This is a genomic window from Streptomyces hygroscopicus, assembly GCF_026168105.1.
GTDB lineage: Bacteria > Actinomycetota > Actinomycetes > Streptomycetales > Streptomycetaceae > Streptomyces > Streptomyces hygroscopicus_D.
The window spans coordinates 52,899-71,646 of sequence record NZ_LBMW01000011.1 but is presented as its reverse complement, the minus strand read 5'-3'; the positions used below and the strand labels follow the sequence as shown (position 1 = coordinate 71,646).

Below are 18,748 nucleotides of genomic sequence, written 5' to 3'. Positions count from 1 at the left end.
GGTGACCATGAGGCCCGGTCCGTTCCGTCGTCCATCACCTGAGGGACGCATGCCATGGTGCGTGTCCCGCGGCATGTACTGCGGCGTCTGCTGTCGGTGCGCGGGGACGGCGATGCCGTGGTCGCCGGCGCGCCGCCGTTGCCCCCGCGCGAGGTGTTCCGGCGATTCTGGCCCTACACCCGCGGGCGTCGGCGCTGGCTCGTCCCTCTGGTCCTCGTCAGCCTGATCGGGCCCCTCTTCGACGCGGCCGAACTGTGGCTCTTCAAGATCATGGTGGACGACGTGCTCGTCCCACGAGATATCAGGCCGTTCCTCTGGATCGCCCCGACCTATCTGGCGCTCATCGTCGGCTCCGGGATCATCGGGTTCGCCGACGACGTGACGTCGACATGGGTCAGCGAGCGGTTCCTGCTGACATTGCGCTCCGATGTGTTCCGGCACGTCCAGGGTCTCTCGCTCGGGTTCTTCGAGCGGCGGCGGCTCGGGGACGTGCTGTCGCGTGTCACCGGTGACGTGGACGCGGTCGAGACGTTCCTGCTCTCGGGCGTGGCCGACGGCCTCTACCAGGTGATCCGGCTCGGCGTGTTCCTCGGTCTGCTCTTCTACCTCCGATGGGATCTGACGCTCCTCGCGCTCGTCATCGTGCCGCTGTTCTGGCGCGCCGCCCGGCACTTCTCCCGGCTGATCAAGGAGGCGTCACGGGAGCGCAGACGCCGCAGCGGGTCGCTCAGCGCGGTCGCCGAGGAGTCGCTGTCCAACGTGGTCCTCGTCCAGGCGTACAACCGGCAGGGCCGGGAGGAGCGCCGCTTCGAGCGCGAGAACCTCGGCAAGTTCCATGCCGCGATGGCGTCGGCACGGATCCGTGCCGTCTACGGATCGCTCGTCGAGGTCATCGAGGTGTCCGGCGTCCTCGCCGTCATGGCCCTCGGCACCTGGAAACTGGCGCAGGGGCAGCTCACCCTGGGCGGACTGCTGGTGTTCCTGGCACTGATCGGCAAGCTCTACAGCCCGGTGCGGGACCTGTCCCGCCTGGGCAACACCTTCTACGCCGCTTCGGCCTCCGCGGAACGCATCATCGAGCTCATGGACCAGCGGCCCCAGGTCGTCGAGGCCACCGGCGCCCGGCGGCTCGGCCGGGCGCGGGGTGACGTCGAGTTCGACGGCGTGTCCTTTCACTATCCCGGCAGCCCGCGCCGGGCGCTGTCCGGTGTTTCGTTCCATGCCGCCCCCGGCGAGTGCCTGGCGCTGGTCGGGGCGAGCGGGGCCGGCAAGTCCACGGTCGCGAAGCTGCAGCTGCGTTTCTACGACCCCGATCACGGTGCGGTCCTTCTCGACGGGGTCGATCTGCGGGACCTGCTCCTGTCCGATGTGCGGGAGAACGTCGCGGTGGTCCTGCAGGAGACGCTCGTCCTCCACGACACGGTGCGGGAGAACATCGCCTACGGCCGTCCCGACGCGACGGAGGCGGAGATCGTCGCGGCGGCGCGCGCCGCCGACGCCCACGAGTTCGTCCAGCAGCTTCCGGATGGCTACGACACGGTGGTCGGCCAGCGCGGCCGGACGCTGTCCGGCGGACAGCGCCGGCGTCTGGCCATCGCGCGCGCAATGATCAGGGACGCGCCGGTGCTGCTCCTGGACGAACCGACCACCGGACTCGACGTCGAGTCGGGTCTGAGGATCATGGAGCCACTGCGCCGCCTCATGGCCGGGCGGACCACGATCGTCATCTCGCACAACCTGCTCACCGTCCGGGACGCCACGCGGATCGTGGTACTCGACCGCGGCCGGGTCGTCGAGTCCGGGACCCACGACGACCTGCTCGGGCGCGGCGGGACCTACGCCCGGCTCCACCGGCTGCACGCCGTGACCACTGCCGCCCCGGCGGGCTCCTTCGACCGGGGGACGGTGCCGTCATGACCGTTGCATGGGCGGCACCGGCCCCGCCCCTGGATCCGGGCATTCGTCCGGTCCCGGGCTACGAGGTCCTGGGGCACCTGGCCCGTACGGGATGGCTTGACCTGTACGACTCCTGGAGCGAGGAGCGGGCCTGCCGGTGCGTCATCAAGATGGTGCGTCCGGACCGGCGTGACGAGGCGCGGCTGCGTGACCGGCTGCTGCGGGAGGGCCGTTGGCTGCGGGCCTTCACTCATCCGCACCTGGTACGCGCGTACGAGATCTTCGAGTCGCCCGAGCCGCTCGTCGTCCTGGAGACCCTGACCGGGGAGACGCTGTCCCACCTCATCCACCGGTTGCGGCGCCGGCCGGCCGCCCTCGACGTGGCACTCCTCGGTGTGCAGCTGTGTTCCGCGGTCCACTACCTGCACGGTCAGGGCTTGCTGCACCTGGACCTCAAGCCCTCCAACGTCGTGGTGGAGCGCGGACACGCCAAGGTGCTGGACCTCAGCGTGGCCAGGCCGCCCGGATCCGCTCCGCCCGGCGTGGGCACGTTCTGCTATCTCGCACCGGAGCAGGCGCGCGGCGGACAGCTGTCGAGCGCGGCCGACGTTTGGGGCATCGGCATCACCCTGTACGAGGTGGCCGCCGGCGACGTGCCCTTCGACCGCGGAGAAACGGTGGAGGAGAGCTCGGGCACGCGAACCGCGGAGGCGGGCGACGACAGCGCCCCGGGAGCCCGGGACGACTGGTATCCGCAGCTCGAGGCAGCTGCGCCGCCGATCGCGTCGCGGCGTCGCCTGCCGCGCGCTCTCGACGCGGCCATCGACGGCTGTCTGCGGGACGACCCGTCGACCCGTCCCACGGTCCCGGAGGTGGCCAGGGCCCTCGGCGCGATGCTCCCGGGGCGGGCGATCCACGCCGCCCGGACCTGAGATGCGCCGCCCCTCTCGCGGGGCACCGCATGCTCGGCGACCCGTCGGGCTACGCCAAGTCCTGATCAACCGACCTGAAGTGGGCCGTGGCGAGCACGGAGCCGTCGGACGTCGTCAGCCGGGCGCCGGTGAGCGCCGAAGGGTCGACCGGGGCCGGGCTCCCCCAGTAGCCGTATCCCTTGTGCAGCGTGAAGCTGCCCACCTTGACGGTGGTGCCGTCATGGCGCGTCAGCTGGCAGGAGACCTTGCCGCTGTACGGGGTACCGGCGTCGGCCAGGTCGACGGACATGTAGACCCAGCCCGGAGACCCCGGGTGGGCGTAGACCTCACCGGTCGGCTTCCCCAGCGACCGGGCGGAGGTCAGCCCTCCCCACAGCATGCCCGTCGCGACCTCGGCGGGCCCGGAGGGGCCGGCCAGGATGCCCTCGATCGCCGTGCCGACCGCCCAGCCGCCGAACCCGACGGAAAGTGCGAGCGCGGCCACGGCGGACGCGGCCCTCAGCCGTATCCGGCCCCCCACGCCCTTGTACACGATGCCGGACCCGCGGGCGTGCGAACGCCCCTCGTGCGACGGCGCCGCCTGCGTCAGCGCGTGCGCCACCCGGCTCTCGAACCCGACCGGCGGCTCGCTGCCCGGCAGCAGGCCGATCAGCCGGTCGCCCACGAGGGTGAGGTGTTCGATGTACTCGCGGCAGTCCGCGCAGCCGTCCAGATGGGCGACCGCCTCGGCCCGCTCCCGGGCGGGCAGCACGCCGAGGGCCAGCTCGGCGCCGATCTCCCGTAGCTTCTCGCAGGTCACGTCATGGGTCATGGTCGCCTCGCTTCGGAGACGCGAGCGTGGTCCGCAGCTTTCCCATCGCCGTCCTGATACGCGTCTTGGCGGTGCCCAGCGGGATGTGCTCCCAGTCGGCGACCTGCTGGGCCGTCATTCCGTAGATGCCCGCCATCACCAGGGCTCGGGCCTGTTCGCGCGGCAGCTCCGCCACGGCGGCCCGCAGCCGGGACGACGCCTCGTCCGCCAGCGCCTGCTGCTCGGGTGTCTCGCTGACGACGTCCAGGACCGCGTCGAGGTCTTCGGGCGCCAGCGGCTCCGGACGCCGGGAGCGGACGGCGTCGATGGCGAGGTTGTGGGCGATGGTCGTCAGCCACGTCGTCACCGAACCGCGCCGCGAGTCGTACATCTGTGCATGGCGCCACGCACGCTCGAAGGTCTGCTGGGCGATGTCCTCGGCGAGCTGCGGATCCCCGGTGACGGCCAGAGCGACACCGAAGACCCTGTGCTGGAACCTCCGTACGAATGTGACCGCGAGCTCCGGGTCACCGGTGGCCAGCCCGGACAGCAGAGCCTCGTCCGGGAGACGGCCCACGGGGAACCGAAACCTCTGCACACCCGTACATACGATCCGCCGCCGCCAGGGGATTGCCCGGCCGTTACGGGAGATCACCCTTCCATTCTCCCTCGGCCGGCACCCGTCCCGCACATACGAGCGCCCGCCCCCGACGTACGACAAGTCCCGCCCCCGCACATACGAGCGCCCGCCTCCCGACGCACGAGGGCCCCGCCCCCGGGCGTACGGGAGCGGGACCTCGCCGGGCCTGCGGGAGGGTCAGCCGATCTGGGCGCCCAAGGCCGCGAGCGCCGCGGTGACCGGCTGGAAGAACGTCTGGCCGCCCGAGGTGCAGTCGCCGCTGCCGCCGGAGGTGAGGCCGATCGCGGCGTCACCGTCGAACAGCGAGCCGCCGCTGTCACCGGGCTCGGCACAGACGTCGGTCTGGATGAGGCCGCTGACGCTGCCCTCCGAGTAGTTCACGGTGGCGTTCAGGCCGGTGACCGTGCCGGAGTGCACATGGGTCGTCGAGCCGCTGCGGGTCACCTTCTCGCCGACGGTCGCGTCCGCCGCCTTGGTGATCTGCTGCGTGGAGCCGTTGTAGAGGTCGACCGTGCTCGGGTGGTCGACGTTCGCGGCGTACTTGACCAGACCGAAGTCATGGCCGGGGAAGTCCGACTTCTCGTTCTGGCCGATCACCTTGCCGCTGGAGTCCGACCAGCTGGAGATCGCCGAGGTGCAGTGGCCTGCGGTGATGAAGTACGGCTGACCGCCCTTGACCACGTTGAAGCCCAGCGAGCAGCGCCCGCCGGACCCGGTGATCGCGTCGCCGCCCGCGACGAAGGGCTTGAACTCCCCCTTGGAGCGCTTGAGTTCGGCCTTGCCGCCGAGTCCGCCGACCACCTTGGTGAGCTTGGCCCACTCGGCCGCCGAGACGGTCTTGTCGGCCGTGACGACGACCTTGTTGCTCCTGGGGTCGGTCGTCCAGGAGGTGCCCGGGATGGTCGCGTCCTTCTTCAGCGTGATGCTTGCGCCCGCGAGTTCGGCCAGGGAGTTCTGGACGATTCTCGCCTTGGCCCCGGCCGCCTCGACCGTCCTGGCGGCCGTCTCGTCGAGCACGTTCACGACGAGGTTCTTCGCGTTCGCGTCGTAATACGTTCCGGCCGAGTCGGCGCCCAGGTCCTTGCCGAGCGTCGAGGCGAGCTTTCCGGCCGCGGCGACCGAGAGGGTGTGGGGCGCCTCGGCCGACGTGGTCTCACTCGCGTTCGCGTTCTGGAATGTGACGCCTGCGGCGATCAGCGCGGCGACACCCGCGCCCGCCAGGGCGGCCCGCCGCCTGGGTATGCGTCGGTGCTTCAAGTCACGTCCTCCTGTGGGGGGTCGACCGCGGAGGTTGTGGGGACCGCCACGGCCGGAAGGCGTAGGGATACGGAAACGGCGCATGTCACAGCCGGTCCGCGCCCATGGTGTTCCGCCCACTATTCCGAGGCTCACAGGGAGCACACAAGGTCGACTTCAGGACGCGCATGCGCCAACGGGCGCGCCCCCCGCGCGCCCTGACCGCACAGGTCGCCCCGACTCGATTTCCACTGCAAAGGCCGTGCGAGGGTTATCCCTGTGCGGCCGGCGAGGTCTAGTCCTGTCCGGATCCAGCCCCTTCGGGGTCGGAGTCCGGAAGGGGAGTGACGGAAGGGAGTTGCTCCCGCACCGATTGCGCGCCCACCTGGGGCACCGCTTGCCGCTCCGCCGGGGCTGCCCCGGCCGCCTGCCGGGGTGCCGCCTCGACCTGTTGCTGCGCCCGCTCCAGGAACCGCAGCAGTTCCACCGGGAAGGGCAGCACGAGTGTGGAGTTCTTCTCCGCCGCGACCGCCACCACGGTCTGCAGCAGCCGCAGTTGCAGCGCGGCGGGCGTGTCGGCCATCTGCTGCGCCGCCTCCGCCAGCTTCCTGGAGGCCTGGAGCTCCGCGTCGGCGTTGATGACACGGGCACGCCGCTCCCGGTCGGCCTCCGCCTGCCGCGCCATGGACCGCTTCATGGTCTCCGGCAGCGACACATCCTTGATCTCGACCCGGTCGATGGTGACGCCCCACTCCACCGCCGGGCTGTCAATCATCAATTCCAGCCCCTGGTTGAGCCTTTCGCGGTTGGAGAGCAGATCGTCCAGCTCACTCTTGCCGATGATGGACCTGAGCGAGGTCTGCGCCATCTGCGAGACGGCGAACCGGTAGTCCTCGACCCGGACGATCGCGTCGGCGGGTGAGGTCACCCTGAAGTAGACGACGGCGTCCACGCGCACCGTGACATTGTCCCGGGTGATGCCCTCCTGCGCGGGCACCGGCATCGTCACGATCTGCATGTTGACCTTCCGCAGCCGGTCGACGAAGGGCACGACCATCGTCAACCCGGGCCCGCGCACCTCGGGCCTGAGCCGCCCGAGGCGGAACACCACTCCCCGCTCGTACTGTTTGACGACCCGGGCCGCCGCCATCGCGCAGACGGCCCCGCCGGAGGCGAGGGCCACTCCTGCCGTCACCAGCTCCTCGACCATGCCGGCCCCCCGGGGTCCGAAGTAGGCGTGTCAAGGGAGTACGCGCGGATGTGCCGCGCGTGCCCTTCGACGGTAACGCCGGTTCTCGGGCAAGGGCGAGCCCCCGCACACCACATGGGTACGGGGGCTCGCCTGCCGCTGGCTGCGGTAAGGGGGCCGGAGCGTCAGCCGACGCTCACGCCATAGGCGCTGAGGGCCTCGGTGACCGGCTGGAAGAAGGTCGTGCCGCCGAAGGTGCAGTCGCCGCTGCCGCCGGAGGTCAGACCGTAGGCCGTGGTGCCCGCGTAGAGGGGACCGCCGCTGTCGCCGCCCTCGGCGCAGACCGTGGTCTGGATGAGGCCGTGGACGATGTCTCCGCCGCCGTAGTTGACGGTGGCGTTCAGGGCGGTGACCCGGCCGCTGTGAGTACCGGTCGTGGAGCCGCGCCGGTAGACGGTCGTGCCGACGCTCGGGGTGGCCGCGCGGGTGATGGTCTGACTGCCGACCGCGCTCGGGTGCGCGATCGAGGAGTTGGTGTAGCGCACCAGGGCGTAGTCGTTGCCCGGGAAGCTGTAGCTGACGTTCGAGCCCAGCACCGTGCTGTGGCCGGAGTTGGCGTACCAGGTGGAGGCCACCTGCCCGCAGTGGCCGGCGGTCAGGAAGTAGTAGGTGCTTCCGCTGTGCACGTTGAAGCCGAGCGAGCAGCGGTACTGGCCGCCGTAGATGGCGTCGCCGCCGGAGATCAGCTTGTTGAAACTGCCCGCGGTGTGCTTGATGGTGAGCGCGCCGGCGTTGCTCCCGGCCGCCTGCTTGATCTTCGCGATCTCGGCCGGGGAGACCCTGCTGTCGACGGTGACGACAACGCGGTTCGTCTTGGGATCGACGGCCCAGGCGGTGCCCGCGACATCGGACTTGAGCACCGAGTCGCTCGCCGTGGTGAGTTGGTTCGCGCTGAAGGTCCGTGCCTCGCCGGCGCTCGCGCTGGGGACGGCGAACGCGGCCGCGGCCACGAGACCGGCTGCCACGGCGATCAGCCGGGTCCGTCTCGCGATACCGCTTGTGGGGGTGGTGCGCTTGATCCTCACTTTTCGTTCCCTCCAAGGGAAGTCGGGGGCCCGGGTGGGGAGTTGGGGCCCGTGAGGCGCAGCCAGGGGCGACTTGCCCGGATTTCGGACGAGCCGTGCCCCTGACAAGCGCTGTGGGGGAGTATTCGGCCGCGTGGCCGACCGGCGCAAGGCGCCTTTCGGCCGTGCAGCGTTCAACTTACCGACGGCCCAGACGCACTGGGATTTCTCCGGAGCAGGGTCCGCTCCCCCGCCTCGACTGCGATGCCCAGCGTGTTGCCCGGCGGCGGGAAGGGGCAGATGAAATGGTCCGCGAAGGCGCACGGCGGGAGCAGCGCCCGGTTGAAGTCCACCGTCGTACGCCCGTCGGCATCGGGTGCCGGCGGCCGCAGGAACCGGAAGCGGTAGCTGGTGTCCTCGCTGGTGGCGTCGGCGAAGACGGCCCACAGGGAGCCGTCGTCCTGGACCGACACCTGGAGGGTGAGGTCCTGCCCGTCGAGCGTGAAGGCGAGCACACCGCCGAGACCGAGCCCGCGGTGCCGCCCGTCGGCGTTCTCCACGCGTACGGTGCGGTCCTCGCCGTAGGGGGTGAAGTGCCCCTCGACCGACCAGCGCGGATCGTGGGGCGTGGCATCGATGCCCTGGAAGGCCCGGCGGCCCGGGGCGTCGGGGTCGTAGTCGCGCACGCCCCAGACGCCCTCGCGGACGAGGACGGCCAGCCGGCGCCCACCGGCCGCGACCCGGGCCGCGGCCACGGGTCCGGGGTCGGCGTCCAGGCGGATCCCACCGCTGAAGGGCTTTCCGTCGACGGTCAGGCCGTCGTCCTCGGCGGCCGTCAGCACCACCGCGTCCTCGTCGGCCGTCCAGTTCCCGGGGATGTCCGGAATTCGACCCTCCGGATAGTCCTCCAGCCAGTAGGTGCCCGTCAGCGCGAGCGGCCCGTAGGGCTCCGACACCTGTGCGGTGCGGTGCTCGTGCCACTGCTTCCACTCGTCGGATGCGTCCGTCGTCATGTGATGAACCCTTCCATATCGGATCCGCCGGCCCGAGGTGCGAGCGCAGCGTGGTTCCCGTGCCTTCCGGGCGGAAGTCGCCGCGCTCCTGGAGCAACGGCACGCCCCGGTCCACGTACTCGTCGAGTCCGCCCGGCATGAGATGGGGTACGAGGATGAACCCATCGGCCGCGTCCGTCCGGACGAACTCGTCCATCTCGGGGCGACGGCCTCGGGAGTGACGATGCGTCCGGCGTCCGCGAACACAACCGGGCAGGCGGGCGTGGCCGTTCCTGTGTGAGTGACGTACTCATGGAGGTTCCTGGGAGGAGTCGTCGTCGGAGGCGTTGCAGGAAGCGGGCGGTGCGGTCGCGCTCAGGCCGCGGCGCGACAGGACAGGTCGCGCAGGAAAGTGAGCGCGGCCCGCGCCGCCGCGTCGTTCTGCCGGAAGGCGGGCCCGCCGGTTCGGGGCCGGGTGAACGCGCCGGAGCCCCGGGCGTCGGTGTGCGGTCCGAGCGCGAAGCGGCGCGGATGCGGCCGGCCGGACCGGTCCAGGACCCGCCCGTCGGCGGGGTCCACGGCGAGCAGTCCCCCGGCGGTGCCGGCGGCCCCGTCCGCGTACAGCTGCCGCAGCAGGCGGTCGCGGGTGCGCTCGAGGGTGGGGAGCGGCAGCCGCGCCTCGACCAGTGCGCGGGCCTCTACGCGCGCGCCGGGCACGGTGGCGCTCGCCGCCCGGAAAACCCCGTCCTCGGCGGTGACGGTCATACCGGCGCCGAGGAAGCCGAGAACTCCCGCGCGGGAGAGGGCGAGCATCTGCCGCAGCCTCGGCCCGGGCGGCCCGGACGCCAGATGGCTGAAGAAGCCGTGCCACCGGGACCCGATGTCCCCGAGCCGCACCAACTGGCCGTAGACGGACAGCAGCCCCAGGAAGACCGCCAGGTCCGGGCTGCGGGCAGGGTCGTGGCGTCTCTTCAGGTCCGCCTCGATGTAGGCCCGCAGACCGTCCTGGAGTTGGTCGTACGACCGGTATCGCAGCCCGTCCAGCGGCTGGTCGAGCGCGGCGAGGTCGAGCCGGTCGGACGGGTCGGGCACGGCGGCGGCCACCAGCGCCGGCAGCGACGCGGGGCCGGCCACCGCGAACTTCTCCTCGAAGTCCCGCCAGGCGACGGTGGTGCGCTCGGGGTGGGCGGTGAACAGCCGGTGGTAGTTGGCGAAGCCCAGCTCCTTCTCGATCAGCGGCCACACATCGCGCCGGAAGTCGAAGCCGCCCGGGCGCGCCAGCAGCGCGTCGACCTCGGCCGGCCCGAAGAACCGGGGCAGTGGCGGCCTCTCCCCCGTCCAGTCATAGCCGATCTTCGAGTGGTAGGGGACACCACGCCGGGAGCCGACGTACAGGACCGGTTCGCGTCCGGAAGGGACATAGACGTCCCCCTCGTAGCGTCCGCCGCGCCCCTCGGTGAGCAGCACCATGAGATCCACGAAGGCGAGTCCGAAGCCGCGGACGAGGACCGGTTCGCCCGCCTTCAGCGGGGACAGATCGCTGTCGGCCGTGAAGTCGGGCGGCAGGTGGACCAGGCCGTGGGCGCGCGCGTAGGACGCCAACGCACTCTGTTCGTCGTCGAGTTCGGCGTCGAGGTGGCCCAGCGTGAGGACGACGAGATCGGCGAGGAGCGGTTCGGCGCGTCCCTCCAGCCAGACCCGCTGCCGCCCGTCGCGGGGACCGTCGACCCGTATCGCGAGACGGGGGTGGTGGTGGACGCGGACGTCCGGTGGCAGGGCGGCGACCGTCTGCTCGTACACCCAGCGCATATAGGCGCCCTGCCGCTGCCGCCCGGCGAAGAGACGCCCGTCGACTCCGGCCCATTCGTGCAGGGTCGGGCCCCCGCGGACCGGGCCCTGCATCGGCACCGTCTCGTCGGTGAACATGGTGACGTCCTCGGCGTGGGAGTTCATCCACAGCAGCGGTGACTGGGCCTCGCGCCAGATGCGTCCGCCGCCGGGCGGATGCGGGTCCACCAGGTGCACGTCGAGCGGCGAACCGGCGTACAGCTCGGGCGCGTTGGCCGCGATCCGCTCCAGGAGACCGGTCCCCCGCGGCCCGGCTCCCACGATCACCAGCGAACGGCGTCCGATGCTCATCGAGTGCGCTCCGCTCCGCGGGCGCAGCACTTCTGCCGCGGCAGTTCGTTGCGTACCACGCCGTCGACGGCGAGCCCGAGCAGGACAGGGACGACGAGGGCCGCGGACCACCGGCCGGGGTGGAGCCGGGGAACGATGCGCGGGAGTACGGCTTCTTCGGCTGCCGCGGCCGGTTTGGCGGGGGTGTCGCAGGACATGCGAAAGCTCCGTGATGCGTCGGGTCGAACACGGTGGTGCCTTCACACGCGAGCGCCTCGGGGGCGCGTACGGCCGAGCCCCTCAGCATGGCCGCTCACCGAGAGTACGGCGGCGTTTGCCCCAACTGTCAAGGCCGTCCGTACTGTGAGCCGTGCGTCTCAAGTCGGTTGACGCGGAAACGGATGCCTGCTCCACTTGGCGCATGCATCCACAGCAGCGGCTGGTCACCCGCTCCCACATCGACTTCGGTCGCGTGTGGTCCTCCTCCTGTTGAGCTGACCCCGCTGCGCGCCCCGGTCCAACGGAGCGACTTTCGCGTTGTCCCGCGCCTTCACACGCGTCTCCCCTCGCCTGTTCGCGTCCCCTCCCCTCTTCGCATCCCTTCCCCTCTTCGCATCCCTTCCCCTCTTCGCGCTGATCGGCGCCCTGTTCACCTCGGCGGGTGTCTACGGCGTTCGGGGCAGCGCGGGCCCGGACACCAGCGCGCGGGCGTCCTCGGTGGCTGCCCGCGGCACGGGCAGCACCGGTTTCGGAGAGGCGGGCTTCGGCGAGACGGGTTCCGTCGCGGCGACCGTAGTGGCCTTCCGGGATGCCGGGGGCTCCGCGAGCAGTGACGCCGGGATCAGCACCCGCGCCACCACACCGGCGCTCGGCGCGTGCGCCAGCCGCACCTCGGTCCCGCCCGTGCGGGCGAACGCGCCGACCGCGAAGTCCCCCAGGAACCCGGCGGATCCGGCCGGTAAGCCGCTGGTCCCGGACCGCCCCATCTGGGCCCCGGCCGCCGCCGGGGCTCTCCTGTCCGGCCCGTGGCCGACGATCACCACGAGATACCCGCTGCCGGTGCGCGTCCCCTCGATCGCGATGCCCGAACCCGGCGGCGAGTGGCTCACCGCCTTCTCGACCAACTCGGCGAGCAGACGGGCGGTCTCGGTGACAACGGTCCCGATGATGTGGACCGGTTCGATCCGCCGCAGGCTGACACGCCGGTACTCCCCTGCCTCGGTCAGCGCGGCGCGCAGGACGTCGGTGACGGACTGCGGGGTGGACCGGGGCCGGGGGGCGGTCTCCTCGGCGACGACGAGCAGGCTTTCGGTGGTGCGGCGCAGCACCGCCTGCTCGGTGGCCAACTCGAAGGCGAGGCGCTGCACCCGCTCGAACGCCTCGGCGACGTCGCGTACTTCCGCCCCGGCCCGGTCGGGCACGGTGAGCGGCACGAGGGGTCCGGGCATCTCCCCCGGAGTGCCGTCCCGCACGGCGGCGACGGCCCGCGGCAGCCGTGTACCGGCCGCCTCACGCGTCTGCCGGGCGAGTACGGCGAGCGGTGTGGAGACGCTGCGCACGCAGTCGAGGGTGAGATGGCCGAGGGTGACGACGGTGCCGAGCGCGAACAGCACGAACAGCAGCAGATCGCACCGGGCGGCGCCCTCCAGCGCGGCGGCACGGCCCTCGATGTCCCTGCCCAGTGAAATCTGCACGTCGCGCAGCCCGTCGATGGTGGAGGACAGGGACCTCCACCACGACATCGGCGGAATGTCACGGGCGTCGAGCCGTCCGTCGCCATGCACGGCAACACGTTCGTATGCGAGCGCGCGTTCGGCGTCGGGTGTGGTGAGCGCCGCGTCGAGGCGCCGCTGCTGGGCGCCGGTGGCCGAGCGCGGAAAGCTCTCCAGGGCGGCGAGCCTGCCCGCGCGGATCTGCAGGAAGCGGCCGTAGCCGTCTGGCCGGAAGCGGCCGGCAGGGACCGAGCCGAGCACGATGGCGCGCTCCTCGCCGAGGAACTCCTTGGCGTCACCGAGAACCTGGAGTGCCTGGCAGGCCGCGCGGAGCCGGGCGTCGTACACGTCGTCGGGTCCCGGCCGCAGCCGGCCGAGCACGGTGATGACGTTCGTGAGGCGGCCGAAGGTGTCCTCGATGCCGCCGGTGCCGTCGTCGGCGCGCCGGCGGATCCCGGCGAGTCCGTCGAGCCGCCCGAGTGCCCGCCGCACCGAGCGGGCGCCCGGGTCCTCGCGGCCCCTGAGTGCCCTGCCGAGCCGCGCGCGGGCGGCGTCCGTGGCCCTGCGTTGTGCGGGCAGCAGAGCGCCGAACGGGCGCCCGCCGCCCAGGTAGCCGACGGTCAGCCCGCGTTCCTTCTGCAACTCGTGGACGAGCCCCTGGAGCAGGAGTTCGAGCCGGGCGTTGTCGGCAGCGGCGGCGGCGTTGCGGTAGGCGGCGAGCTGCTCGGCGGCGGCCGCGCCGAGCAGGGCGAGCAGGAGGGCCAGGGCGAGCACCAGAAACCTCAGGACCCTGGCGCGGATGGTGGGGGAAGGCGGTGTGACGTCCACGGAAATGCCTTAGGAGGAGGGCGATGTGTCGGGGGGAAGGTGGTCATGGTCCTGCCCCCGGGCAAACGACCTTCGCGGCACACCGGTCACCCGATGATGTTCTTGTTTTACGGAGAGGAAACCCGATTTCCACCCAGGGTGGTACCGGCCACCCCTGCAAGACCGCGCGTCAGCAGTCGCAGCCGCAGTCGCACCCGTTGCAGCAATCACATCCGTCACAATTGCCACAGCAATCGCCACAGCACTGACACCAGTCGCAGCAGTCCCCGCAGTCCTCGCAGAGCGACGCCTCCTTGCGCTCCCCGGTCCACGGGTCCTCGTAGGTGCCGCAGCACATCCGGCAGGTGCAGGCGAGTCCCAGCCACACGGCGCAGCCCGCGATCAGCCCGCGCCGGTTGCCGCGGGGCGGCTCAGGGGACGGCGGGCCGCCCGGACCCCCGGGGCCGCCCTGCGCATACGGTCCCGACGGTCCACTCGGCGTATACGGTCCCGACGGTCCACTCGGCGCGTACGGTCCCGACGGTCCACCCGGCGCGTACGGTCCCGAGGGCGGCGGGCCGTACAGTTCGGCCGTGTGCGAGCAGGAGGTCGTGCCGAAGGCGCGGTCGACGGAGTTCCGCAGCTCGTGCGCGAGCAGGACATGGACGAGCCGGCCGTCCGTGAACTCCACCTCGCGCAGCGCCAGCCGTATCCCGTGCAGCGCGTCGTCGGCGAGACGGCGGGCCCGAGCGAGGGAAGTCCCGGTGGCCGTCAGGGGGTTCCAGGCCTTGGACGCGGTGTCGGCCTCCCTGTCCTCCACGGCGTCCAGCAGATGCGCGAGGCGTCCGAAGAGCCGGCCGGCTTCGGCGAGCGGCTCCGCGTTGCCGGGGCGCCCGGCCAGCACCGCCGTGTGCGCGAAGGCGGCGGCGGTGGCGGTCTCCGTCGGCTCGGTGACGGTCAGGATCGGGGTGCCGGGCCCGGCGAGTGCCTCGATACCCGCCTGCCGGTCCACTGCGTCGACGAGCACGGCGGTGTCGAACCCGACATCGGAACCGGTACGGGCACCGGCTCTGGCCCAACTGGCGGCGACCCGGCGCGCGGCGGGCGCCACCGGTTTGCGCGCCAACAGCCCGTCCCCGTCGGCCATGTGGTCGCGCACCTTGGCGGAGGCGAGCACAAGCGAGACGGCGGCCGCGAGCCGCGCTCCCTCCCCCTGCGCGACGGAGGCGGTGCGCATGCCGCGCAGCGGACAGGGTCCGGCGGTGCGGCGCCATCCGTTGGTCCGCTCGGCCTGAGCCTCCGTCAGAACCGAGATGAGCAGCCCGTCGTAGTTGGTGACCACCCGGGCGAACTGGCCGTGATCACGGCGCAGGGCGAGGCACAGCCCGCACAAGTGCGCCATCCACTGGGTCTTCAGACGCTCACTCAGCCGGTGACGGCAGGGCCTGACCATTCCGAACACGACACTCCCCCGTGCCTCGTACGACGTTGAGCCGCGCCACCGGCCCGGGCGCTCCCGCAGGCACCGGAGAGCACATTATCCGCCACCTCGTTCACCCGTACGCTCCGGCCGTCACCCGTACGCCGCGACAAATCCTATTTCACTCACAGTCAGCAGTGGTTTGCGGCAGAACCCTTGGGACACGCGGGCTCTCGACGGATTCGCTGTGCACCAGTACCGTCACGAAACCCCCGCGCGGCGCCTATCCACTTGGCGCGACATCCGCATCATGGACGACCATGGGGTTGCGGAAGGCATGAAAGACCGCTGTGAGAGGAGGCGTCCATGGGATCGGTGCGCAAGGCGAGTGCCTGGCTCGGCCTCGTCGACGACAACGATGACGAGCGTTACTACGACGACGACTACGCCGAGGGCGGCCAGGAGCAGGCCGACGCCTGGGTGACGGACCCGCGGGTGAAGGTGGCGTCCGACACGGCGGAGGAGAAGGGCCGCCGGATCGGCACGATCACCCCGGACAGCTTCCGGGACGCGAGGGCCATCGGGGAACTGTTCCGGGACGGGGTCCCGGTCATCATGAACCTCACGAACATGGAGCCCTCGGACGCCAAGCGCGTGGTGGACTTCGCGGCCGGGCTCATCTTCGGTCTGCGCGGCTCGATCGACCGCGTCTCCAACCGCGTCTTCCTGCTGACGCCCGCGAACACGGAGATCGTCAGCGGCGAGGCCGCGAACCGGCACAACGACGGCTTCTTCAACCAGAGCTGAGGCAGGGCCGCTCACCGGCCCTGCCCGCTTGGGGTCCGGTCACCGGAAGGCGTCGAGTCCGGTGAGCGCCTTGCCCAGCACGAGCTGGTGCATCTCGACGGTGCCCTCGTAGGTGAGCACCGACTCCAGATTGGTGGCGTGCCGCATCACGGGGTACTCCAGGGAGATCCCGTTGGCGCCGAGGATCGTGCGCGCGGTGCGGCAGATCTCGATGGCCTCGCGTACGTTGTTGAGCTTGCCGAAGCTGACCTGTTCGGGCCGAAGCCGTCCCGCGTCCATGCGCCGCCCCAGATGATGGGCGAGCAGAATCCCCTTGTGCAGCTCGACCGCCATGTCGGCGAGCTTGGCCTGGGTGAGCTGGAAACCGCCGATGGGCCTGCCGAACTGTTCCCTGGTCCTGGCGTACTCGACGGCGGTCTCGAAACACGACCGGGCTGCGCCCATGGCCCCCCACACGATCCCGTACCGGGCGTGGGACAGACAGCTGAGCGGGCCCTTGAGTCCGACGACACCGGGAAGGACGGCGTCGGCGGGCAGCCGCACGTCGTCGAGGACGAGTTCGCTGGTGACGGAGGCCCGCAGAGACCACTTGTGCCTGATCTCGGGTGCGGAGAAGCCGGGGCTGTCGGCGGGCACGACGAACCCCCGCATCCCCTCGTCGGTGCGCGCCCATACGACGGCTACGCCGGCGACGGACCCGTTGGTGATCCACATCTTGCGGCCGTTGAGCACCCAGTCCCCACCGTCGCGCTTGGCGTGGGTGCGCAGGGAGGCGGGGTCCGAACCGTGGTCGGGTTCGGTGAGCCCGAAGCAGCCGATGACCTCACCGGCGGCCATGCGGGGCAGCCACTGCTGCTTCTGCTCCTCGCTGCCGAACCGGTGGATGGCGTACATGGCGAGGGATCCCTGGACGGAGACGAGAGACCGGATCCCGGAGTCGGCGGCTTCAAGCTCCAGACAGGCCAGGCCGTACTGGACGGCGCCGGCGCCGGCGCAGCCGTATCCGCTGAGCGACATGCCGAGGGCGCCGAGGGAGCCCAGCTCGCGGGCGAGCTCCCGAATGCCCGGCAGCTCGCCCTGCTCGTACCACTCGGCGACAAACGGCAGTACGCGCTCCGCCGCCCAGGTCCGCACGGTGTCACGGATGGCGAGATCGTCGGCGTCCAGCAGGTCGTCGATGCCGAGCGGGTCGGCGGGGTCGAAGGACGGCGCCGTGGGGGACGCGGACATGAGCAGCCTCCGTGCACTGGAAACTAGCAGCGCTAATCACACCTGGACGGGCCGACGGTACGACGCGCCGCGCCGCGCGTCCAGTGCCGGGCGCATGTGCCGACCCTGCACCCGTGCGTGTGGGCGCCATTTCCGGCTTACACGGAGACGGGGCAGTCCGCCGGCTCCCGCGGTGCCGGAACCCCGGCGGTCAGGTCCGGCGCCGCCGGCGGCTCGCAGTGCATGGCCCGCGGCAGCCTCAGCGCCATCACCGCGCCGAGCAGCAGCAGCCCCGCACTGACCAGGAGCGTGACATGGAGCCCATGAACGAAGGAGTCGCGTGCCGCGTGGCGCAGGGCCTCGCCCCGTGCGCCGCCGAGGCGGCCCGCCACCTCGTACGCCTCCCCCAGTGAGTGCCCGGCCGCTTTCGACGCCCGCTCCGGGACTCCCGGGACCGACGACAGGCCGGGCGCGTACGCCGCGTTCATCACGCTGCCCAGCAGCGCGATCCCGATGCCCGCGCCCAGCTGGTACGACGTCTCGCCGATCGCCGCCGCCCCGCCTGCCTGCGCCTGCGGTGCCTCGCTCAGCATCGACTCGTACGCCCCGAAGAGCGTCGTCTCGAGACCGAAGCCGAGCAGCACGAAACCGCACAGCAGCAGCGGCGGGTTGTCGTGGCCGCCCATGGCCGTCAGGGTGACGACCGCCGCGGCCGTGAGGCAGAAGCCGGAGACGACCATGAGCCGTGGGCCGAAGCGGTGCAGCAGGTGCGAGCCGATCAGGCCCGCCGCCATCGCCGCGAAGGTCAGCGGCAGCAGCCGCAGCCCCGTCCCGAGTGGCGAGAAGTGCAGCACCAGCTGGAGATACTGCGCCGCGATCAGCTCCAGCCCGACCAGCGCGAGCATCGCCAGCACGATGCATCCGACCGATGTGCTGAACGCCGGGCGCGCGAACATCCGCAGATCCACCAGCGGATGTGCGCGCCGCCGCTGCCGCCGTACGAAGGCGACCAGCAGAGCCGCACCGGCCAGCAGCGGCAGCAAGGTGAAGGGGCCGAGCGGCGACTCCCCGCCGCCGAGCCTCTTGACGCCGAGGACCAGTCCGAAGAGGCCGCCCGCAGCCATGAGCGCGCCGGCCACGTCCCAGGGGCCGTTGCGGTCCCCCTTCGACTCCGGCAGCAGCAGCCGCCCGACCGGCAGGCTGACCAGCATCAGCGGGATGTTGATCAGGAAGACCGAACCCCACCAGAAGTGCTCGAGGAGGAAGCCGCCCAGCAGTGGCCCGACCGCCGCGCCCACCGCGGCCACCGCGCTCCAGATGCCGATCGCCAGCGCCCGCTCGCGCCGGTCGGGGAAGACCTGGCGCAGGATGGACAGCGTCGCGGGCATGATCATCGCGCCGCCCACACCGAGCAGCGCCCGCGCCAGGATCAGCACCTGCGCGTCCTGGGCGAGCGCCGCGACACCGGAGGCGACACCGAAGAGGGCGTATCCGAGCAGCAGGACCCTTCTGCGGCCGATCCGGTCGCCCAGCGTGCCGAAGAGGATCAGCAACGAGGCGCAGACGAGCGGATAGGTGTCGACGATCCAGAGCAGTTCTATCCCGCCGGGCCTGAGGTCCTCGGTGACGGCGGGCACCGCGACATGCAGCACCGTGGCGTCGAGGGCGACGAGCAGCAGGCTGACGCAGAGGACGACGAGGACGACCCAGCGGTTGGTACCGGCCCCGGCCGCCCGACGGCGCAGCCCAGCGGCGGCCGTGGTCGTCCCGGACATGTACGTACCTCCCAGACTGTCCCTCGCTTCGGCGGTCCACGGGTGGGGACGATCCCGCGGCTGCGGCCGGGAGGAGCGGTACTCCCGGGGCTCACGCAACGAAACGAGCAAGCCGTCAGCCTACGCGAGTACCTCCGGCGGTCGCGTGGCGGACCTCTCAG

Annotated in this window: 15 protein-coding genes; 3 read left to right on the top strand and 12 right to left on the bottom strand. The window is 71.5% G+C overall.

The genetic code is table 11. From position 1 onward, the window contains the following. Positions 1-54: 54 nt before the first annotated feature. Together AAW14_RS13720 and AAW14_RS13715 are read left to right on the top strand one after the other, a co-directional pair. The gene (locus AAW14_RS13720) at positions 55-1,917 is read left to right on the top strand and encodes an ABC transporter ATP-binding protein (protein WP_265563630.1); all 1,863 of its coding nucleotides are present in this window, start codon (positions 55-57) and stop codon (positions 1,915-1,917) included. After that, the gene (locus tag AAW14_RS13715; RefSeq protein ID WP_265563628.1) at positions 1,914-2,828 is read left to right on the top strand and encodes a serine/threonine-protein kinase; all 915 of its coding nucleotides are present in this window, start codon (positions 1,914-1,916) and stop codon (positions 2,826-2,828) included. The genes AAW14_RS13720 and AAW14_RS13715 overlap by 4 nt, the downstream gene beginning before the upstream one ends. Before the next feature lie 49 nt (positions 2,829-2,877). Here the strand turns inward: AAW14_RS13715 and AAW14_RS13710 are convergent, their stop codons facing one another. The 10 genes from AAW14_RS13710 to AAW14_RS13665 form a co-directional block, all read right to left on the bottom strand. Next, a complete protein-coding gene (locus AAW14_RS13710; protein WP_265563626.1) occupies positions 2,878-3,639 on the bottom strand; it encodes an anti-sigma factor family protein in 762 nt (253 codons plus the stop codon). After that, positions 3,629-4,195 carry an RNA polymerase sigma factor gene (locus AAW14_RS13705; RefSeq protein ID WP_416223297.1) on the bottom strand — a complete coding sequence of 189 codons (567 nt, stop codon included), beginning with the start codon at positions 4,193-4,195 and terminating at the stop codon, positions 3,629-3,631. The genes AAW14_RS13710 and AAW14_RS13705 overlap by 11 nt, the downstream gene beginning before the upstream one ends. A 240-nt stretch (positions 4,196-4,435) precedes the next feature. Further along, positions 4,436-5,515, bottom strand: coding sequence for a S1 family peptidase (locus AAW14_RS13700; RefSeq protein ID WP_265563622.1), 1,080 nt, complete (start codon positions 5,513-5,515; stop codon positions 4,436-4,438). Between the two features lie 274 nt (positions 5,516-5,789). Then, the gene (locus AAW14_RS13695; protein WP_265563621.1) at positions 5,790-6,704 is read right to left on the bottom strand and encodes a slipin family protein; all 915 of its coding nucleotides are present in this window, start codon (positions 6,702-6,704) and stop codon (positions 5,790-5,792) included. 164 nt (positions 6,705-6,868) lie between these two features. Next, complete coding sequence (locus AAW14_RS13690; RefSeq protein ID WP_265563619.1) at positions 6,869-7,768, bottom strand: S1 family peptidase; 900 nt, start codon at positions 7,766-7,768, stop codon at positions 6,869-6,871. A 173-nt stretch (positions 7,769-7,941) separates the two neighbouring features. After that, positions 7,942-8,760, bottom strand: a complete 819-nt coding sequence (locus AAW14_RS13685; protein ID WP_265563617.1) for a DUF1684 domain-containing protein — start codon at positions 8,758-8,760, stop codon at positions 7,942-7,944. Between the two features lie 354 nt (positions 8,761-9,114). Then, on the bottom strand, positions 9,115-10,878 hold the full coding sequence (locus tag AAW14_RS13680; protein ID WP_265563615.1) for an FAD/NAD(P)-binding protein: 1,764 nt from the start codon (positions 10,876-10,878) through the stop codon (positions 9,115-9,117). Continuing rightward, complete coding sequence (locus AAW14_RS13675; protein ID WP_265563613.1) at positions 10,875-11,075, bottom strand: hypothetical protein; 201 nt, start codon at positions 11,073-11,075, stop codon at positions 10,875-10,877. The genes AAW14_RS13680 and AAW14_RS13675 overlap by 4 nt, the downstream gene beginning before the upstream one ends. A 447-nt stretch (positions 11,076-11,522) precedes the next feature. Continuing rightward, positions 11,523-13,397, bottom strand: a complete 1,875-nt coding sequence (locus tag AAW14_RS13670; protein ID WP_265563611.1) for a nitrate- and nitrite sensing domain-containing protein — start codon at positions 13,395-13,397, stop codon at positions 11,523-11,525. Between the two features lie 169 nt (positions 13,398-13,566). After that, on the bottom strand, positions 13,567-14,838 hold the full coding sequence (locus AAW14_RS13665; protein ID WP_265563609.1) for a DUF5685 family protein: 1,272 nt from the start codon (positions 14,836-14,838) through the stop codon (positions 13,567-13,569). Positions 14,839-15,162: 324 nt separating this feature from the next. Here AAW14_RS13665 and AAW14_RS13660 point away from each other — a divergent pair, with 324 nt between their 5' ends. Beyond that, the gene (locus AAW14_RS13660; RefSeq protein WP_265563606.1) at positions 15,163-15,603 is read left to right on the top strand and encodes a cell division protein SepF; all 441 of its coding nucleotides are present in this window, start codon (positions 15,163-15,165) and stop codon (positions 15,601-15,603) included. Positions 15,604-15,642: 39 nt separating this feature from the next. On the opposite strand, the gene AAW14_RS13655 is transcribed toward AAW14_RS13660, so the two are convergent. Next, positions 15,643-16,833, bottom strand: coding sequence for an acyl-CoA dehydrogenase family protein (locus AAW14_RS13655; protein WP_265563604.1), 1,191 nt, complete (start codon positions 16,831-16,833; stop codon positions 15,643-15,645). A gap of 137 nt (positions 16,834-16,970) precedes the next feature. Then, positions 16,971-18,587 carry an MFS transporter gene (locus AAW14_RS13650; RefSeq protein ID WP_265563602.1) on the bottom strand — a complete coding sequence of 539 codons (1,617 nt, stop codon included), beginning with the start codon at positions 18,585-18,587 and terminating at the stop codon, positions 16,971-16,973. Between the last annotated feature and the right edge of the window lie 161 nt (positions 18,588-18,748).